The organism is Stenotrophomonas sp. AGC87 (genome assembly GCF_057333975.1).
Genome location: NZ_JBHFHW010000032.1, coordinates 101,925 through 117,046 on the forward strand (window position 1 = coordinate 101,925; position 15,122 = coordinate 117,046).

The following is a 15,122-nucleotide window of genomic DNA, read 5'->3' on the forward strand; positions in this document are numbered from 1 at the left end:
CCCCCCCCCCCCCCCCCCCCCCCCCCCCCCCCCCCCACGACAGGATCAGCCCTGCGGGGCCGCCACGATGTTCACGATCTTGCCCGGCACGATGATGATCTTGCGCACGGTCAGACCTTCCAGGAACTTGGCCGCGTTCGGCTCGGCCAAGCCCAGGGCTTCGATCTGATCACGCGGCGCATCGGCAGCGACGTCGATGGTGCCACGCAGTTTGCCGTTGACCTGCACCGCCAGGGTCACCGCATCGCGCACCAGCGCGGCCGGATCGGCTTCCGGGAACGCCTGGTCTTCCAGCAGTTCCTCGGCGTGGCCCAGCACCTGCCACAGCGCATGGCTGGCATGCGGGGTGATCGGGTTGAGCAGCAGCACGGTGGCGCGCAGCGCTTCCTGGCGGACCGCACGGCCCTGCTCGCTGACGTCGTCGAACTTGGCCAGCGCGTTCATCAGCTCCATCACCGCGGCGATCGCGGTGTTGAAGCTGTGGCGGCGGCCGTAGTCGTCACCGACCTTGCCGATGGTTTCGTGGGTCTTGCGGCGCAGCGCCTTCTGCTCGGCGTTCAGCGCGGCCACGTCCAGTGCCGGGGCAGCGCCATCAGCGGCATGCTTCTGCACCTGCGCCCACAAGCGACGCAGGAAGCGGGCCATGCCGTCCACGCCGGCTTCGTTCCACTCCAGCGACTGCTCCGGCGGCGCGGCGAACATCGAGAACAGACGCACGGTGTCGGCGCCGTACTTGCCCACCATCACCTGCGGGTCCACGCCGTTGTTCTTGGACTTGGACATCTTCTCGGTGCCGCCGATCACCACCGGCTGGCCGTCGGCGATCAGGGTCGCCCCGACGATGCGGCCGCGCTCGTCACGCTGCACATCCACGTCGGCCGGGTTGATCCAGTCCTTGGAGCCGTCCGGGTTCGGGCGGTAGTAGGTTTCGGCGATCACCATGCCCTGGCACAGCAGGTTCTGCGCCGGCTCGTTGCTGTCCACCATGCGCGCATCACGCAGCAGCTTGTGGAAGAAACGGAAGTACATAAGGTGCAGGATCGCGTGCTCGATACCGCCGATGTACTGATCCACCGGCAGCCAGTAGTTGCCGCGCTTGTCGACCGCATCACGGGCACCCGGCGAGGTGTAACGCGCGTAGTACCAGCTCGATTCCATGAAGGTATCGAAGGTGTCGGTCTCGCGCTCGGCCGCGCCGCCGCAGTCCGGGCAGGTGGTCTTGCGCCATTCCGGATCGGCCTTGATCGGCGAACCGGTGCCGACGAAGTTGACGTTCTCCGGCAGGACCACCGGCAGCTGCTCTTCCGGCACCGGCAAGGCGCCGCATTTCGGGCAGTAGATCACCGGGATCGGGCAGCCCCAGTAGCGCTGGCGGCTCACGCCCCAGTCGCGCAACCGGTAGTTCACGCGGCGCTGGCCCTGGGCCTTGCGCTCGAAACGCTCGGCCAGTGCCTCGAAGGCGCCCTGGAAATCCAGCCCGTCGAACTCTTCGGAGTTGACCAGCTCGGTCTCGCGCGTTTTGTCGCCGTACCAGTCCTGCCAGCGCGTGGCGTCGTACGCGCTTTCTTCCTTGCGCAGCGACTTCAACGCGATGACCTGGCGAATCGGCAGGCCGTACTTGTTGGCGAATTCGTTATCGCGCTGGTCGTGGCCGGGGACGGCCATCACCGCGCCGGTGCCGTAACCCATCAGCACGAAGTTGGCGACCCACACCGGCACCTGGGCGCCAGTGACCGGATGGATGGCGCGCAGGCCGGTATCCATGCCGCGCTTTTCCTGGGTTTCCAGCTCCGCCTCGGACACGCCGCCCTGCTTCATCTCGGCCAGCAGCGCGGCCAGCGCCGGGTTGGACTTGGCCGCGTGCTGGGCCAGCGGATGTTCGCCGGCGATCGACACGAAGGTCACGCCCATCACGGTGTCCGGACGGGTGGTGAACACGCGCAGCGGGTCCAGCGTGCTGCCGTCAGCGTCACGCACATCGAACTGGATCTCCAGCCCTTCCGAGCGGCCGATCCAGTTGCGCTGCATGGTCTTGACCGAATCGGGCCAGCCCGGCAGTTCGTCCAGGCCGTCCAGCAGTTCCTGGGCGTAATCGGTGATGCGCAGGAACCACTGCGGAATCTCGCGTTTTTCCACCAGCGCGCCGGAACGCCAGCCGCGGCCGTCGATGACCTGCTCGTTGGCCAGCACGGTCTGATCGATCGGGTCCCAGTTCACCACCGCGTTGCGGCGGTAGGCCAGGCCCTTGCGCATCAGGCGGGTGAACATGCGCTGCTCGTGCACGTAGTACTCGGGCGTGCAGGTGGCGAACTCGCGCGACCAATCGATCGCATAGCCCATGGCCTTGAACTGGCCACGCATGTGCTCGATGTTGGCGTAGGTCCACTTGGCCGGCGCGGTCTTGTTCTTGATCGCCGCGTTCTCGGCCGGCAGGCCGAACGCATCCCAGCCCATCGGTTGCAGCACGTTGTGACCGGTCATCCGCTTGTAGCGGCTGATCACGTCACCAATCGTGTAATTGCGCACGTGGCCCATGTGCAGCGCACCGGACGGATACGGCAGCATCGAGAGGCAGTAGAACTTCGGCTTCTCCGAAGTCTCGGTGACCTCGAAGGCACGGGTGGCATCCCAGTACTGCTGGGCGGCGGATTCAACCTGCTGCGGATCGTAAACGTTGGGTTCGACGCTGGTCATAAAAACGCTAGTGCGGCGGCAAAGCGGCACAGGGTACCGCAGTGCGGCAAAGGGCTCCAATCGACGTGGCCAACCGTTGCGGCCAAACCTGTCATCTCATTGAATTGACTGGGGATTGGTGAAATACGTCAGCCCGCGCCCCGCGCCACGGCGCGTGCCGGGGCGCAGCAACGGCGGCGGCTGTGCTCAGGCGCGCCGCGTGGAGGGCGCCAACGGCAGCACCGCCACCAGCCAGACCAGCCACACCCCGAAGGCCACGCGCTGGGCCATCGGGGCCGGCAGCAGGGCCTGCAGCGCGAACGCGGCAAGCAGCACGCCCACCCCGCAGGCCAGGTGCAGGCCGCCCACGGCACGCCACGCCGGCAGCCGCAGCGCGCCGATCCCGGACATCACCGCGCCCGGCACGAAGGCCAGCACCCACACCATCCAGGCACTGGCGTGGTACTGGCTGGCCGGGTTGTCCAGATCGCGGGTATCCAGCGGCAGCACGCCCATCGCGGTGAAGCCGACCCCGGCCAGCATAAGCAACTGCGCACCGACCCGCATCGACCACGGCGCGGTGCGCGGCACCCGCAGCAGCAGGCGCAGCGCGACCAGGCTGGCGAGCAGGCCGGGCAGCGCGAAACCGAGAACGTTGAATGCCCGCGCATGCGGCACGTCCATCGCCCCGAGCAGCGCGACCGGATGGCCGACCGGATCGAACAGCGGCAGCGCCGCGCCGAAGCCCAGCACCGCGCCCACGAACAACACGGCGGCGGCAATGCCGAGCCCACCTTCCCAACGTTGGATTCCCTGCATGCTGCTCACCCGGCTGCGTCTGAAGGCCCGCATTGTCGCTGTTCCAAGGGGAATCCGCCCGGTGGGGTTGCGTCCGGCCGCGGGCGGCACCATACACTTCCTCTCCAGTTTCCCGTTGATTTGAAACCATGAGCGATCTGCCCCACGTCTTTGACGCCACCACCGAGACCTTCGAGACCGAGGTCCTGCAGAAATCCCTGCAGACCCCCGTGCTGGTCGATTTCTGGGCCACCTGGTGCGGCCCCTGCAAGACCCTGGGCCCGATGCTGGAAAAGCTGGCCGGCGAATATCACGGCGCCTTCGAGCTGGCCAAGGTCGATGTCGACAAGGAGCAGCAGATCGCCGCGGCGTTCCAGATCCGCTCGGTGCCGACCGTGTTCCTGGTCAAGGGCGGACAGATCGTGGACGGTTTCCCCGGCGCGGTGCCCGAAGGCCAGCTGCGCGAGTTCCTGACCCAGCACGGCGTGGTCCCGCTTGAAGCGGCCCCTGAAGAAGCGGAAACCGCCGAAGCGCCGCCGCTCGACCCGCAGGCCCAGGTCGATGTGCTGCGCGCGGCGATTGCCGCCGAGCCGGACAAGGAAGAGCTCAAGCTCGACCTGGCCCTGGCCCTGCTGCAGACCGGGGCCACCGCCGAGGCCACCGCCCTGATCGACGCGCTGCCGGCCAACCTCTCCACCGATGACCGCGCCGTGCGTGCCCGCGCCCGCCTGGAATTCGCCAGCGCCCTGCAGGAAGCCCCGGCTCCCGAGGTGCTGGAGGCGCGCATCGCAGCAAATGGCGACGATCTGCAGGCACGCCACCTGCGCGGCGTGCAGTTGCTGCTGTCCGGGCAGGATGCGGCCGCACTGGAGCAGTTCCTGAACATGCTGCGTCGCGACCGCAGCTACGACGATGGCCGCCCGCGCAAGCTGCTGATCGATGCCTTCAAGGTGATCGAGGATGAAGACCTGGTCGGCCAGTACCGCCGCCGGATGGCCTCGCTGCTGTTCTGATCGGCCACGGCCAGCGCCTTTCGGGGTGCTGGCCCAACGAAGCCGCCTATCCAGACCGACAACTTCGATGTGTGACGTGAATCACGTTCAGAAACCCTGCACGACTCCCGGGCAATAATGCCGCCGCGGCCCACTGGAGGCTGCGATCCATCGGGGAGGATGAGGTCTGGGCCATGGCGGCCTACTTGGCTGCGCCCCGCCTTGCAGGGCCGTGAATGACCGTGAGATTGACCCGATTCCTCCGTTTCCCGATGGCCGCCCGCCTGTTGGTGCTGGCCGCCATGATGCTGTCTGCCGCGCCGGTCCTGGCGCAGGACTGGACCTACCGGGTCCGCCCCGGCGACACGATCTGGGACCTCAGTGCCCGCTACCTGAAGCCGTCCATCGCCTGGGAGCAGCTGCAGTCGCACAACGGCATCGCCGATCCCTACCGCCTGCCGCCCGGCAGCCAGCTGCGTTTCCCCGTCGCCTGGCTGCAGGTGCAGCCCGCCCCGGCGCGGGTACTGGCCGTGCGTGGCCCGGTGCAGAGCCAGGCCGACGGCCAGCCCCTTCGCGAGGTGATCGAAGGCGACCTGCTGCGGATCGGGCAGGAACTGGTCACCGGCGAGGATGCCAGCGTCACCGTGGTCTTTGCCGATGATTCGCGGCTGCAGCTGCGCGAGCGTTCGCGCCTGCGCTTCGACCAGCTTTCCCGCTACGGCCGCACCGGCATGGTCGATACCCGCCTGCGCCTGCAACAGGGGCGCGCCAGCAACCGGGTGACCCCGGCCAACGGCCCGGCCTCGCGTTACATCATCGATGCGCCGACGGCGACCAGCAGCGTACGTGGCACCGTCTTCCGGGTCAGCGCCGGCCAGGACGGCCGCGGCGCGGCCACCGAAGTGCTGGACGGCCGCGTGCAGGTCGGCAACCGCCGCGGCCAGCGCCTGGTCAGCCGCGGCCAGGCCACCCGCAGTCCCTCGCTCGACGCACGCCCGGCCGGCGTGGAGGCGCTGCTGCCCGCACCCGTGCTGTCGAGCGAGCCGCAGCGGCTGGCCACCCTGCCGGCTGCCCTGGCCTGGCAACCGGTGACCGATGCTGCCGGGTACCGGGTGGAGGTCGTCCGCGCCGACCAGCCGGAGGTCCTGCTGTTCGCGCGCGATACCGACACCACCACGCTCACCCTGCCCGATCTGCCGCCGGGCGAGCTGCGCCTGCTGGTGCGCGCGGTCAGCGCCGAGCAGGTCGAAGGGCTGGATGCCGAGCAGGATTTCCAGGTGCGTGACCAGCCGGTCGCGCCGCTGACCGTGCGGCCGCTGCATGGCCAGACCATCAACAGCGCACGGCCGCGCTTCGAATGGACCCGGGTGGCCGACGCCGAGCGTACGGTGCTGCAGATCGCCCACGATCCGCAGTTCCTCGATCTCCTGCTCGAACAGGACACCCGCGCCACCCACCTGCGTCCCGTCCTGGACCTCCCCCCGGGCGAGTATGTGTGGCGCGTGGCATCGGTGGATCGCAACGGCGACCGCGGGCGTTTCGGGCAGCCGCTGCCGCTGGTCATTACCGACGCACCGGTCGACCCGGCGCTGCAGCCGCCCGAGGCGGCCAAAGGCCAACTGACGCTGCGCTGGCAGGCCGGCGAACCCGGCCAGCGCTATCGCGTGCAGCTGGACCGTCGTGGCGACTTCCGTGCCCCGCTGCTCGATCAGGAACTGGCCCAGCCGGAAGTCTCGATCAAGCGCCCCTGGCGCGGCACGCTGCATGTGCGCGTGCAGTACATCGATGAGGACGGTTACGCCGGTCCCTTCTCGCCGGCCCAGCAGATCGCCCTGCCGTGCCGTACCTGTTACGCCACCGGGGGCGGTGCGCTGTTGTTGTGGCTGCTGCTGTGACGCCCCTGCACCTGCCCTGGCCGCAACGCATCGCGCTGGCCGCACTGGTCGGCGCGCTGGCGGTCGTGGCCAGTCACTGGCAGTGGTTCTGGAAACAGGATGAGGTGGTCTACGACGCCTACGTCGGCGGCTGGGAATACACGCCCGATGCACGCCTGCTGATCGTGGCCATCGACGACAACAGCCTGCAGCAGCTGGGCCAGTGGCCGTGGCCGCGCGGTACCCACGCGCGCCTGCTGGACCGGCTGACCGATGCCCGCGCCGCGCGCGTCGTGCTGGATCTGATGCTGTCCGAACCAGACCGCCAGGACAGTACCCAGGATGCCGAACTGGCCGCGGCGATCCGGCGCAACGGGCATGTGGTGCTGCCGGTGCTGGCTGCGCCCGCCAGTGGCCCGCGCATGGCCGAAGAGCTGCTGCCGATTCCGCTGATCGCCGCCAACGCGGCGAGCCTGGGTCACACCGACATCGAAGTGGACGGCGATGGCGTCGCCCGCGGCCTGTACCTCACTGCCGGCATCGGCTCACCGCACTGGCCGGCGCTTGGCTTGGCGCTGGCGGACACGCACGGCCCGTTGCCCGGGCTGCACGATGATCAGCCGGACCTGGTGTCGCCGTACCAGTGGCGCCGCGACCACTACGTGCGCGTGCGCTACGCCGGGCCGCCCGAACGCTTCCCGCAGGTCTCCTACGCCGATGTGCTCAACGGCGAGGTCGATCCGGCGCTGCTGCGCGGCCGCCTGGTGCTGGTCGGCATGACGGCCAGCGGCATCGCGCCGCGCCTGCTGACCCCGACCACCCGCGAGCGCTGGATGAGCGGCAGCGAGTACCAGGCCAACGTCGCCTCGATGCTGCTCGCCGACAAGGTGATCAATCCCCTGCCGTCGGCATGGCAGAGCGCCGTCACCGGGCTGCTGGTGGCCCTGTGCTGCCTGTTGTTGACCCTGCCGCGGGCGTGGCTGAGCGGCGTGCTCGCCCTGCCGTTGACGCTGCTGACGAGCTTCGTGCTGCTGCGCGCCGGCAACCTGTGGTTCGCGCCGGCCGCCGCCTTGATCGGCATGCTGGCGGTGATCCTGGCCTGGACGCTGTGGCGGGTCAGCGCCTGGCGCCGCCAGGCCAACAGCGATGCACTCACCGGGCTGGGCAACCGGCTGCGCTTCGAACAGACCCTGCAGGCCGAGCACGATGCCGGCCGCCGCAGCGGACGGCCGCTGAGCCTGGTGTTGATCGACGTGGATCACTTCAAGCGCCACAACGACGATTTCGGTCATCAGGCCGGCGACACCGTGCTGCGCCGGATCGCGCAGGAGATCCGGGCGCACGCGCGCCGGCCCCGCGACATGGCTGCGCGCTTTGGCGGCGACGAGTTCGCGCTGATCCTGCCCGACACCACGCCGGAAGGCGCAGTGCAGGTGGTGCAGGATCTGGTCGCACGGGCGCAGGCGCTGGAAATTCCCGCCGGCCGCGGCACGACCACGCACATCACCGTCACCGTCGGCGTGTTCACCCGGGTGCCGACGCCCGGCACCGAGCCGCGGCACTTCTTCGAAGGCGCCGATGCCGCGCTGTACCAGGCCAAGGCGGCCGGACGGAATGGGTATGCGGTCGATGATGGCGGGCTGGGCTGATACCCCCCACGGCACCCATACGCAGGCGAATGGTAGACTCCGGTCACCCTCAGCACTGAGATGCGATCCGAATGAAGGCCTCCGTCTTCCGCCTTGGCCTCAACCTGTGGCCGCCGTTCCTGTTCACGGGCATCCACGTGACCACGGTCAGCCCGGACTATCGCCATGTGCGTGTCGAACTGCGCATGCGCCCTTGGAACCGCAACTACGTAGGTACCCACTTCGGTGGCAGCCTGTTCGCGATGACCGATCCGTTCTGGATGCTCACCGTGATGCAGAACCTGGGACGCGATTACTACGTCTGGGACCGTGCAGGGGAGATCGAATTCCTCAAGCCGGGCCGCGGGACGGTGGTTGCCGAGTTCCGGCTGGACGAGGCACTGCTGGATCAATTGCGTGCCGCCACTGCCAGCGGGGAAAAGTACCTGCACTGGTTCAGCAATGACATTGTCGATGCGAAAGGCGAGGTCATCGCCCGCGTACGCAAGCAGGTCTACCTGCGGCTCAAGCCCGAGGCACGCCAGCGCGCGGGATGAGCCCTCGCACGCTTGCTATGCTCGCGCGCCGGATTCACGCCACGGAAGACCATGCACCTGCGCCTGCTGCTGACCCCATTGCTGTTCGTCATCCTGCCCGCCGCCGCACAGGAGCTGCGGATCCCGCCGGTCGACTATCCGGTCCTGCCGGCTCACGCGGCCAACGCCGAGGGCTTCGTGCCGTCCGGCTGGCGCATCGAGCAGCAGCTGCGTGGCGATCTCAATGGCGACAAGCGCGATGATCTCGTTCTGGTGCTGCGCCAGCAGGACCCGCGCAACATCGTCGAACACGATGGCTTCGGCATCAGCCCACTGGACAGCAATCCACGCATGCTCGCCATCGCCTGGGCCACACCGGACGGCTACACGCTCGCCACGCAGAACCACACGCTGATCACCCGTCACGAGGCGCCGAACCTGTCGGATGTGTTTGAAGACGGCGCCGGCGTCTCGATCGTGCGTGGCACCCTGCGCACCACGCTGTTCTTCTTCTCCAATGCCGGCAGCTGGTCCACCGGTTCGGCCAGCTACACTTTCCGCTGGCAGAACGGTGCCTTCGCATTGATTGGGTATGACCGCGACTCGATGATGCGCAACTCCGGGCAGACCGAAAGCCTGAGCATCAATTACTCGACCCGCCGCGTGCGCCATGCCGAAGGCAGCATCGAGTCGGACCAAGACACCGTGCGCTGGGAGACCCTCACCTCGCCACGCCGCTGGACGCTGGAGACGGTAGGCGATGGCAGCGCATTCGAGCCACTGGCCGGCGCCGACGATCGGTAAACCGCCGCGGCGCCGCGCGCGGCTTACCGGGCAGGCGCGCGCATCGGCACCTGCAGCGTCGGCCCGGCCTCATCCATCACCACGCGCCGCTCCACCTGCAGCCACTGGCCATCGTCGCTGAGCACCGGCGTGCGGGTGGGCGACTGCAGCGCCTCCGGCATGCTCTGCAGCGCCGCGGAGGCCGCCATCGGCTGCTGCCGCAGCCATCGCTGCGCCGCCACCAGGCGCAGCATCGCCGCGGCATCCTGCGGGCGGCCGGCATACTGCCGCATGTCTGGCCCGCCGATGTTGGCCACGGCACAGCCCAGCGGATTGGCGATGCAGGCAAAGCGATCCTGCGCGGGCCCGGGAATGGGCGTGGGCGCGTCGCGCGCTGCCACCAGTTCTGCACTGGTGGCGCACGCCCACGCATAGCGGGGCGCCATGCGCGCCAGAGTGCGCGGCACATCCAGCAACAGGCGATGGCCGTCCGGGTTCCCAGTGGACGGCCGCACGCCCGCCGCAGCGAGCGCGAACTCGCCGCGCATCGTCGTGCACAGGCTCTGCTCGCTGGCCGTCATCGGCGCCAGTGCAGCCGCGCAGACCGCGGGCAATGCAACGTCGGCGGGCAGCTCGACCAGGATATCGGCCAGCAGCCGCGCGTTGCTCTCCACCATGGCTGCGCCGATCATGCTGGTGACCAGGGTGTCGCCCTGCCCTGTCAGCCGGCGGCCACTGAGGATATCGGCGCATGCACCGGCAAGCGCGGATCCACTGTCGCCGCGCACGTGGGCCAGCGCATGCGCGGACAGCGGATCGAGCAGCGGCTGGAACGCGGGCAGCGGCACCATCGGGTCCGTGCCAAACGGCTCGAACGGAGAGACGAAATGACCGTAGCCGGCCAGCGCGGCCACGCGCTGGTGAAGCCCATCATGTCCGGCATGCGCGCTGGCGAACCGTTCGGGGTCCGCCCGCACCGCCGCAAGACACCCGACACCCCGCCGGCCGCAGCGCGCCAGGGCCGACAGCGGCGTCGCCGGGTAATGCCCTTCCGCGCTGGACGCCACCGGCCGCTGGCCTGGCGTGCCGGTGCGCCAACGCGCGACATCCTGTGCCATCAGGGCCTCGCGCCCATGGGCATCCAGGCCGTCGTAGCGCAGCGTCCACAACGCGGTGAAGCCGTTCTCGCCGCGCGTGGGCAGCGGTGCCTGCAGCAGTTTCATCGCGTCGCGTTGCTCGGCCGGCAGCGGCCAGAACCGCGAGGCGGCCCAGAGCCCCGCCACGGCCAGCACCAGGCTCAGGATCGAGATGCCTACCCATTTCAGTCCATTCCTCACCACAGCATTCTCCCCAGACCCCGCGTCCTGCGGGGATGGGCAGCGTAAACCGGGCATCGCCACCGCTACAATGCGCGGATGTCGCCCGAAGCCCCCCAACTCGTTCCGCGTCCCTCCCTGCAGCGCCTGTTCCTGACCGGCCTGCTGACCCTGCTGCCGATCTGGCTGACCTGGGTGGTGGTCAAATTCGTGTTCGTGCTGCTCTCGGGCATTTCCAGCCCGCTGGTGGTGCCGCTGTCCGAGCAGATCGCCGCCTCGTTCCCGCATTACCTGGGCTGGATCAAGGTCGAGTGGATGCAGGACATCATCGCCCTGGCCGCCACGCTGCTGGTGATTCTCTCGGTGGGCATACTCAGCCGCCGCGTGATCGGCCAGCGCCTGCTGCGCTGGTTCGGTGCGGTGATCAAGCGCATTCCATTGGCCAGCATCATCTACGACAGCGCCAGGAAACTGCTGGACATGCTGCAGACCGAACCGGGCAGCACGCAGCGTGTGGTGCTGATCGACTTCCCGCATCGCGACATGAAGTCGGTTGGCCTGGTGACGCGGGTGATGAAGGAAGAAGGCAGCGGCCGCGAGCTGGCCGCCGTATACGTCCCCACCACCCCCAATCCGACCTCGGGCTATCTGGAAATCGTGCCGGTGGAGCTGCTCACGCCCACCGACTGGACCGTGGACCAGGCAATGAGCTTCATCATCTCCGGCGGCGCGGTCGCCCCGGAAACCATGCCGTTCACCCGCGCCGGCGATCGTTGAGCATCGCGGCAGCAGCATGCTGCCGCAGCTGACTGGGCGCCGTACATGACAAACCTGACCGGGGGCCGATGCTGGCCGTACGCAGGCGAATCGGGCAAGCTCCCGTGTCTGTGCGTTTACGGAAACAGCCGATGCCCCACCCCGCCCGCGCCCTGGCGCTTGCCATTGCCGTACTGATGGCCTTCAGCGCTGCCGCTCCGGCCGAAGCTGCCAAGAAGAAGGCCACCCGGCCCGCTGCGGCCCAGTCCCGGCCCGCAGCCAAGCCCAAGGCCAAGCCGCGTGCACGCCCAGCCGCCGCCCCTGCCCGCCAGCCGCTGGTGCGCCAGCAGACCAAGGCCGCGCAGCTGGACCGGATCTACGATGAGTACTGGGATGCCTCGATGCGGCTCAATCCGCTGCAGGCCACCTTCCAGGGCGACAGCCGCCACAACGATCAGCTGCCCAACATCCTCTCCGCCGCCTACCGGCAGCAGTCGCATGACTTCACCGTGGAGTGGCTGGGCAAGGTCGAGAAGATCGGGCCGGACGGCCTGACCGGCCAGGACCTGCTCAGCTACGAAATCTTCGTGCGCGATGCGCGCATGTCGCTGGCCGCCGAGCAGTTCCCCGGCTGGATGCTGCCGGTGAGCCAGTACTACAACCTCGGCAGCATCATGGCCATTCTCGGCTCCGGCTCCGGTGCGCAGCCGTTCAACACGGTGCAGGATTACGATGGCTGGTCGCGCCGCTCGCTGGGCATTCCGGCCCTGTTCGAGCAGGCCATCGCCAACATGCGCCAAGGCATGGCCGCCGGTGTGGTGCAACCGCGCGACCTGATGGAAAAGGTGTTGCCGCAGCTGGATGCGGTGATCAAGCCGACCGCCGAAGAGAGCATCTTCTGGGCGCCGGTGCGCAACCTGCCCGAGGATTTCCCGGCGGCCGACAAGGCGCGCATCACGGCCGAATACAAGCGCATGATCGAGTTCCGCATCATGCCGTCCTATCGCGCTCTGCGCGGCTTCATCGCGACCGAGTACCTGCCGGCCGCGCGCAGCACCGATGGCCTGGCCGGCCTGCCCGGCGGCAAGGCCTGGTATGCGCAGACCATCGTGCAGAGCACCGCATCCACGCTGACGCCCGAACAGATCCATGCCCTGGCCGAACAACGCGTGGCCACGCTGCAGGCGCAGATCGCCACGATCATGAAAGACAACAAGATCCGTGGCTCGCAGCAGAAACTGCTGCGCACCATGCGCACCGACCGCGATTTCCAGTACGCCAACGCCGATGCGCTGCTCAACCGCTACAAGCAGCTGCAGAGCCAGGTCAACGCCCGCCTGCCCACGCTGCTCGGCACGCTGCCCAAGGCCCCGATGGAGATCCGCGCGGTCGAGCCCGAACGCGCGGCCACCGCCGGCGCGGTGAGCTACCAGCAACCATTGCCGGACGGGATGCGCCCGGGCGTGCTGTACATCAACACCGGCGATCTGCCGAGCCGCCGCCGCTGGGCCGCACCGATGCAGTTCCTGCATGAGGGCATTCCCGGCCATCACGTGCAGCTGGGCCTGCAACAGGAGCTGGACAAGCTGCCACGCTTCCGTCGTCTGGGCGGCGACATCGCCTTCGTGGAAGGCTGGGGCCTGTATGCCGAGTCGCTGGGCGAGCAACTGGGCGTCTATCAGGATCCCTACGAGCGGATCGGCTATCTGCAGGCCGCGCTGACCCGTGCCGCGCGCATGTCCGCCGACACCGGCGTGCACGCGCAGGGCTGGAGCAAGCGCCAGGCCGTGGACTATCTGGTCAAGACCGCGGACATGAGCGCCAGCGATGCCACCGCGGAAGTGGAGCGCTTCATGGCCCTGCCCGGGCAGACCCTGGCCAATGGCCTGGGCGAACTGAAGATGATGGAACTGCGCGACAAGGCCAAAGCCGCGCTGGGGGCACGTTTCGACGCGCGCCGCTTCCATGAGGAAGTGCTGCGCGATGGCTCGATGCCGCTGGACATTCTGGACGCAAAGATCGCCCGTTGGATCGCCAGCCAGAGTGGCGCGGCCACGCCCGCGCCCTGAGCCCTGAAGGAAACCGAGCATGCACATCGTCCGGCATCTGCGTGTGTGGATCAGCGCGATGTGCATCGCCGGCAGCGGCACCGTCATCGCAGCACCGGTGCTGACGCCACCGGATCCGGGCATCGATGCGCTGATGCAGCGCTACGACGGCCAGGTTCCCGGCGCGGCGGTGCTGGTCCTGCACGACGGCCAGCCGGTGTTCCGGCGCGGCTACGGCCTGGCGGTGCTGGAAGATCGCACCACGGTGACCGCGCAGACCAATTTCCGCCTGGCCTCGGTCAGCAAGCAGTTCACCGCCGCGGCGATCCTGCTGCTGGCCGAGGATGGCGCGTTGACCCTGGATGACCCACTCAAGCGCTGGCTGCCCTCGTTGCCAGCGGCCGCCGATGCGATCACCCTGCGCCAGCTGCTCAGCCACACCAGCGGCCTGCTCGATTACGAAGACCTGATGGCTGCCGACGCGACCGTGCAGGTCCATGACCAGGACGTGCTGCACCTGCTGGAACACCAGGACCGGACGTACTTCGCGCCGGGCTCGGCCTACCGTTACAGCAACAGCGGCTACGCGCTGCTGGCGCTGGTGGTCGGCAAGGCCTCGGGCACCGATTTCGCCAGCTTCCTGCGCCAGCGGATTTTCCTGCCGCTGGGCATGCGCGACAGCATGGCGCATCAGGACGGCGTGGACGATATCGCGCGCCGCGCCTATGGCTACACCGAGCGCGACGGGCGTTGGCAGCGTACCGATCAAAGCCCGACCAGCGCAGTGCTCGGCGATGGCGGCGTGTATTCCTCGCTGGATGACTTGGCGCGCTGGGATGCGGCGCTGTATGACCAGCGCCTGTTGAAGGCGACCTCGTTGAAGCAGATGTTTTCCCCTGCCACCCCCACCACCGAGACGGACGTGCCGTTCTACGGTTTCGGCTGGCGGCTCAACGGTGGCGCGCAGTGGCACAGCGGCGAGAGCATCGGCTTCCGCAACGTGATCCTGCGCTATCCGGCGCAGCGCCTCACCGTGATCGTGCTCAGCAACCGCAACGCCCCCGAACCCTATCCGCTGGCGCTTCAGATCGCCCGGCGCTGGCTGGATACTCTGCAATGACCGCTTCTGACGCTTCCCCACTGATCGGCATCCACCACGTGGCCCTGATCTGCGCCGATTACGTCCGCTCCAGAGACTTCTACACCCGCGTGCTCGGCCTGCAGGTGATCGCCGAGAACTACCGGCAGGCGCGCGACTCGTGGAAGCTCGACCTGGCCCTGCCCGATGGCAGCCAGCTGGAGCTGTTCTCGTTCCCGGGCGCGCCGGCACGGCCGAGCCGCCCCGAGGCGCAGGGCCTGCGCCACCTGGCCTTCCGCGTGCATACGCTGGAGCCCATGATCGCCCGCCTGACCGCGGCCGGGGTGGCCTGCGAGCCGATCCGGGTGGACGAGTACACCGGCCGCCGCTTCACCTTCTTCGCCGACCCGGACGACCTGCCGCTGGAGCTGTACGAGATCCCGGCCGACGCCGGCTGAACCGTGCGCCGGGCACGTTCCGTACCGGAGCGAATGGGTATACAGTCGGCCCTGTACCGGCCGCCTGCGCCGGCGTTCACGGACATCCCTGGGAGGGGAACATGCGCAAGACTTTCAAGACCCTGTTGCTGGCGCTGCCACTGATGATGGCCGCGATGTCGGCCAGCGCCGCCGCCGGCGCC

Annotated in this window: 13 protein-coding genes and 1 pseudogene; 11 read left to right on the forward strand and 3 right to left on the reverse strand. The window is 68.5% G+C overall.

Annotated features, from left to right (window positions below; genetic code table 11):
* Window positions 1-45 precede the first annotated feature (45 nt).
* On the reverse strand, window positions 46-2,694 hold the full coding sequence (leuS, locus tag ACE026_RS13165) for a leucine--tRNA ligase (RefSeq protein WP_319623588.1): 2,649 nt from the start codon (window positions 2,692-2,694) through the stop codon (window positions 46-48).
* 186 nt (window positions 2,695-2,880) lie between these two features.
* Window positions 2,881-3,492, reverse strand: a complete 612-nt coding sequence (locus ACE026_RS13170; RefSeq protein ID WP_319623587.1) for a DUF998 domain-containing protein — start codon at window positions 3,490-3,492, stop codon at window positions 2,881-2,883.
* Here ACE026_RS13170 and ACE026_RS13175 point away from each other — a divergent pair.
* The 6 genes from ACE026_RS13175 to ACE026_RS13200 all read left to right on the forward strand — a co-directional run bounded on the left by ACE026_RS13175 (window position 3,491) and on the right by ACE026_RS13200 (window position 9,305).
* Complete coding sequence (locus tag ACE026_RS13175; RefSeq protein ID WP_486039337.1) at window positions 3,491-3,616, forward strand: hypothetical protein; 126 nt, start codon at window positions 3,491-3,493, stop codon at window positions 3,614-3,616. The genes ACE026_RS13170 and ACE026_RS13175 overlap by 2 nt on opposite strands.
* Window positions 3,617-3,620: 4 nt before the next feature.
* The gene (gene trxA, locus ACE026_RS13180; protein WP_486039338.1) at window positions 3,621-4,484 is read left to right on the forward strand and encodes a thioredoxin; all 864 of its coding nucleotides are present in this window, start codon (window positions 3,621-3,623) and stop codon (window positions 4,482-4,484) included.
* Between the two features lie 251 nt (window positions 4,485-4,735).
* Window positions 4,736-6,358: a FecR family protein gene (locus tag ACE026_RS13185; protein WP_486039378.1), complete on the forward strand. Its 1,623-nt coding sequence runs from the start codon at window positions 4,736-4,738 to the stop codon at window positions 6,356-6,358.
* Window positions 6,355-7,986, forward strand: a complete 1,632-nt coding sequence (locus ACE026_RS13190; RefSeq protein WP_319623585.1) for a CHASE2 domain-containing protein — start codon at window positions 6,355-6,357, stop codon at window positions 7,984-7,986. The genes ACE026_RS13185 and ACE026_RS13190 overlap by 4 nt, the downstream gene beginning before the upstream one ends.
* A gap of 71 nt (window positions 7,987-8,057) precedes the next feature.
* Entirely contained in the window at window positions 8,058-8,522 is a 465-nt protein-coding gene (locus tag ACE026_RS13195) for a DUF4442 domain-containing protein (RefSeq protein ID WP_121038612.1), read from the forward strand.
* A gap of 51 nt (window positions 8,523-8,573) precedes the next feature.
* Complete coding sequence (locus ACE026_RS13200) at window positions 8,574-9,305, forward strand: hypothetical protein (protein ID WP_486039339.1); 732 nt, start codon at window positions 8,574-8,576, stop codon at window positions 9,303-9,305.
* Window positions 9,306-9,328: 23 nt separating this feature from the next.
* On the opposite strand, the gene ACE026_RS13205 is transcribed toward ACE026_RS13200, so the two are convergent.
* Window positions 9,329-10,621 (reverse strand): hypothetical protein, encoded by a 1,293-nt coding sequence (locus ACE026_RS13205; protein ID WP_486039340.1) that lies wholly within the window; start codon window positions 10,619-10,621, stop codon window positions 9,329-9,331.
* A 78-nt stretch (window positions 10,622-10,699) separates the two neighbouring features.
* Between ACE026_RS13205 and ACE026_RS13210 the strand changes: the two genes are divergently transcribed.
* The 5 genes and pseudogenes from ACE026_RS13210 to ACE026_RS13230 form a co-directional block, all read left to right on the forward strand.
* The gene (locus ACE026_RS13210) at window positions 10,700-11,377 is read left to right on the forward strand and encodes a DUF502 domain-containing protein (protein WP_486039341.1); all 678 of its coding nucleotides are present in this window, start codon (window positions 10,700-10,702) and stop codon (window positions 11,375-11,377) included.
* Window positions 11,378-11,508: 131 nt separating this feature from the next.
* Complete coding sequence (locus ACE026_RS13215) at window positions 11,509-13,425, forward strand: DUF885 domain-containing protein (protein WP_319623581.1); 1,917 nt, start codon at window positions 11,509-11,511, stop codon at window positions 13,423-13,425.
* A 58-nt stretch (window positions 13,426-13,483) separates the two neighbouring features.
* Window positions 13,484-14,524 carry a serine hydrolase domain-containing protein gene (locus ACE026_RS13220; RefSeq protein ID WP_486039379.1) on the forward strand — a complete coding sequence of 347 codons (1,041 nt, stop codon included), beginning with the start codon at window positions 13,484-13,486 and terminating at the stop codon, window positions 14,522-14,524.
* Window positions 14,521-14,940: an SMU1112c/YaeR family gloxylase I-like metalloprotein gene (gene gloA2 / locus ACE026_RS13225; protein WP_486039342.1), complete on the forward strand. Its 420-nt coding sequence runs from the start codon at window positions 14,521-14,523 to the stop codon at window positions 14,938-14,940. The genes ACE026_RS13220 and gloA2 overlap by 4 nt, the downstream gene beginning before the upstream one ends.
* Before the next feature lie 101 nt (window positions 14,941-15,041).
* A pseudogene (locus tag ACE026_RS13230) lies at window positions 15,042-15,122 on the forward strand (DUF2147 domain-containing protein); the annotation flags it as partial.

What these genes read in the sequence shown, in the direction of transcription:
- leuS (WP_319623588.1), bottom strand. Translation starts at nt 2,694, where the DNA reads ATGACCAGCGTCGAACCCAACGTTTACGATCCGCAGCAGGTTGAATCC.
- ACE026_RS13175 (WP_486039337.1), top strand. Translation starts at nt 3,491, where the DNA reads ATGCTGCTCACCCGGCTGCGTCTGAAGGCCCGCATTGTCGCTGTTCCA.
- ACE026_RS13170 (WP_319623587.1), bottom strand. Translation starts at nt 3,492, where the DNA reads ATGCAGGGAATCCAACGTTGGGAAGGTGGGCTCGGCATTGCCGCCGCC.
- trxA (WP_486039338.1), top strand. Translation starts at nt 3,621, where the DNA reads ATGAGCGATCTGCCCCACGTCTTTGACGCCACCACCGAGACCTTCGAG.
- ACE026_RS13185 (WP_486039378.1), top strand. Translation starts at nt 4,736, where the DNA reads ATGGCCGCCCGCCTGTTGGTGCTGGCCGCCATGATGCTGTCTGCCGCG.
- ACE026_RS13195 (WP_121038612.1), top strand. Translation starts at nt 8,058, where the DNA reads ATGAAGGCCTCCGTCTTCCGCCTTGGCCTCAACCTGTGGCCGCCGTTC.
- ACE026_RS13200 (WP_486039339.1), top strand. Translation starts at nt 8,574, where the DNA reads ATGCACCTGCGCCTGCTGCTGACCCCATTGCTGTTCGTCATCCTGCCC.
- ACE026_RS13210 (WP_486039341.1), top strand. Translation starts at nt 10,700, where the DNA reads ATGTCGCCCGAAGCCCCCCAACTCGTTCCGCGTCCCTCCCTGCAGCGC.
- ACE026_RS13215 (WP_319623581.1), top strand. Translation starts at nt 11,509, where the DNA reads ATGCCCCACCCCGCCCGCGCCCTGGCGCTTGCCATTGCCGTACTGATG.
- ACE026_RS13220 (WP_486039379.1), top strand. Translation starts at nt 13,484, where the DNA reads ATGTGCATCGCCGGCAGCGGCACCGTCATCGCAGCACCGGTGCTGACG.
- gloA2 (WP_486039342.1), top strand. Translation starts at nt 14,521, where the DNA reads ATGACCGCTTCTGACGCTTCCCCACTGATCGGCATCCACCACGTGGCC.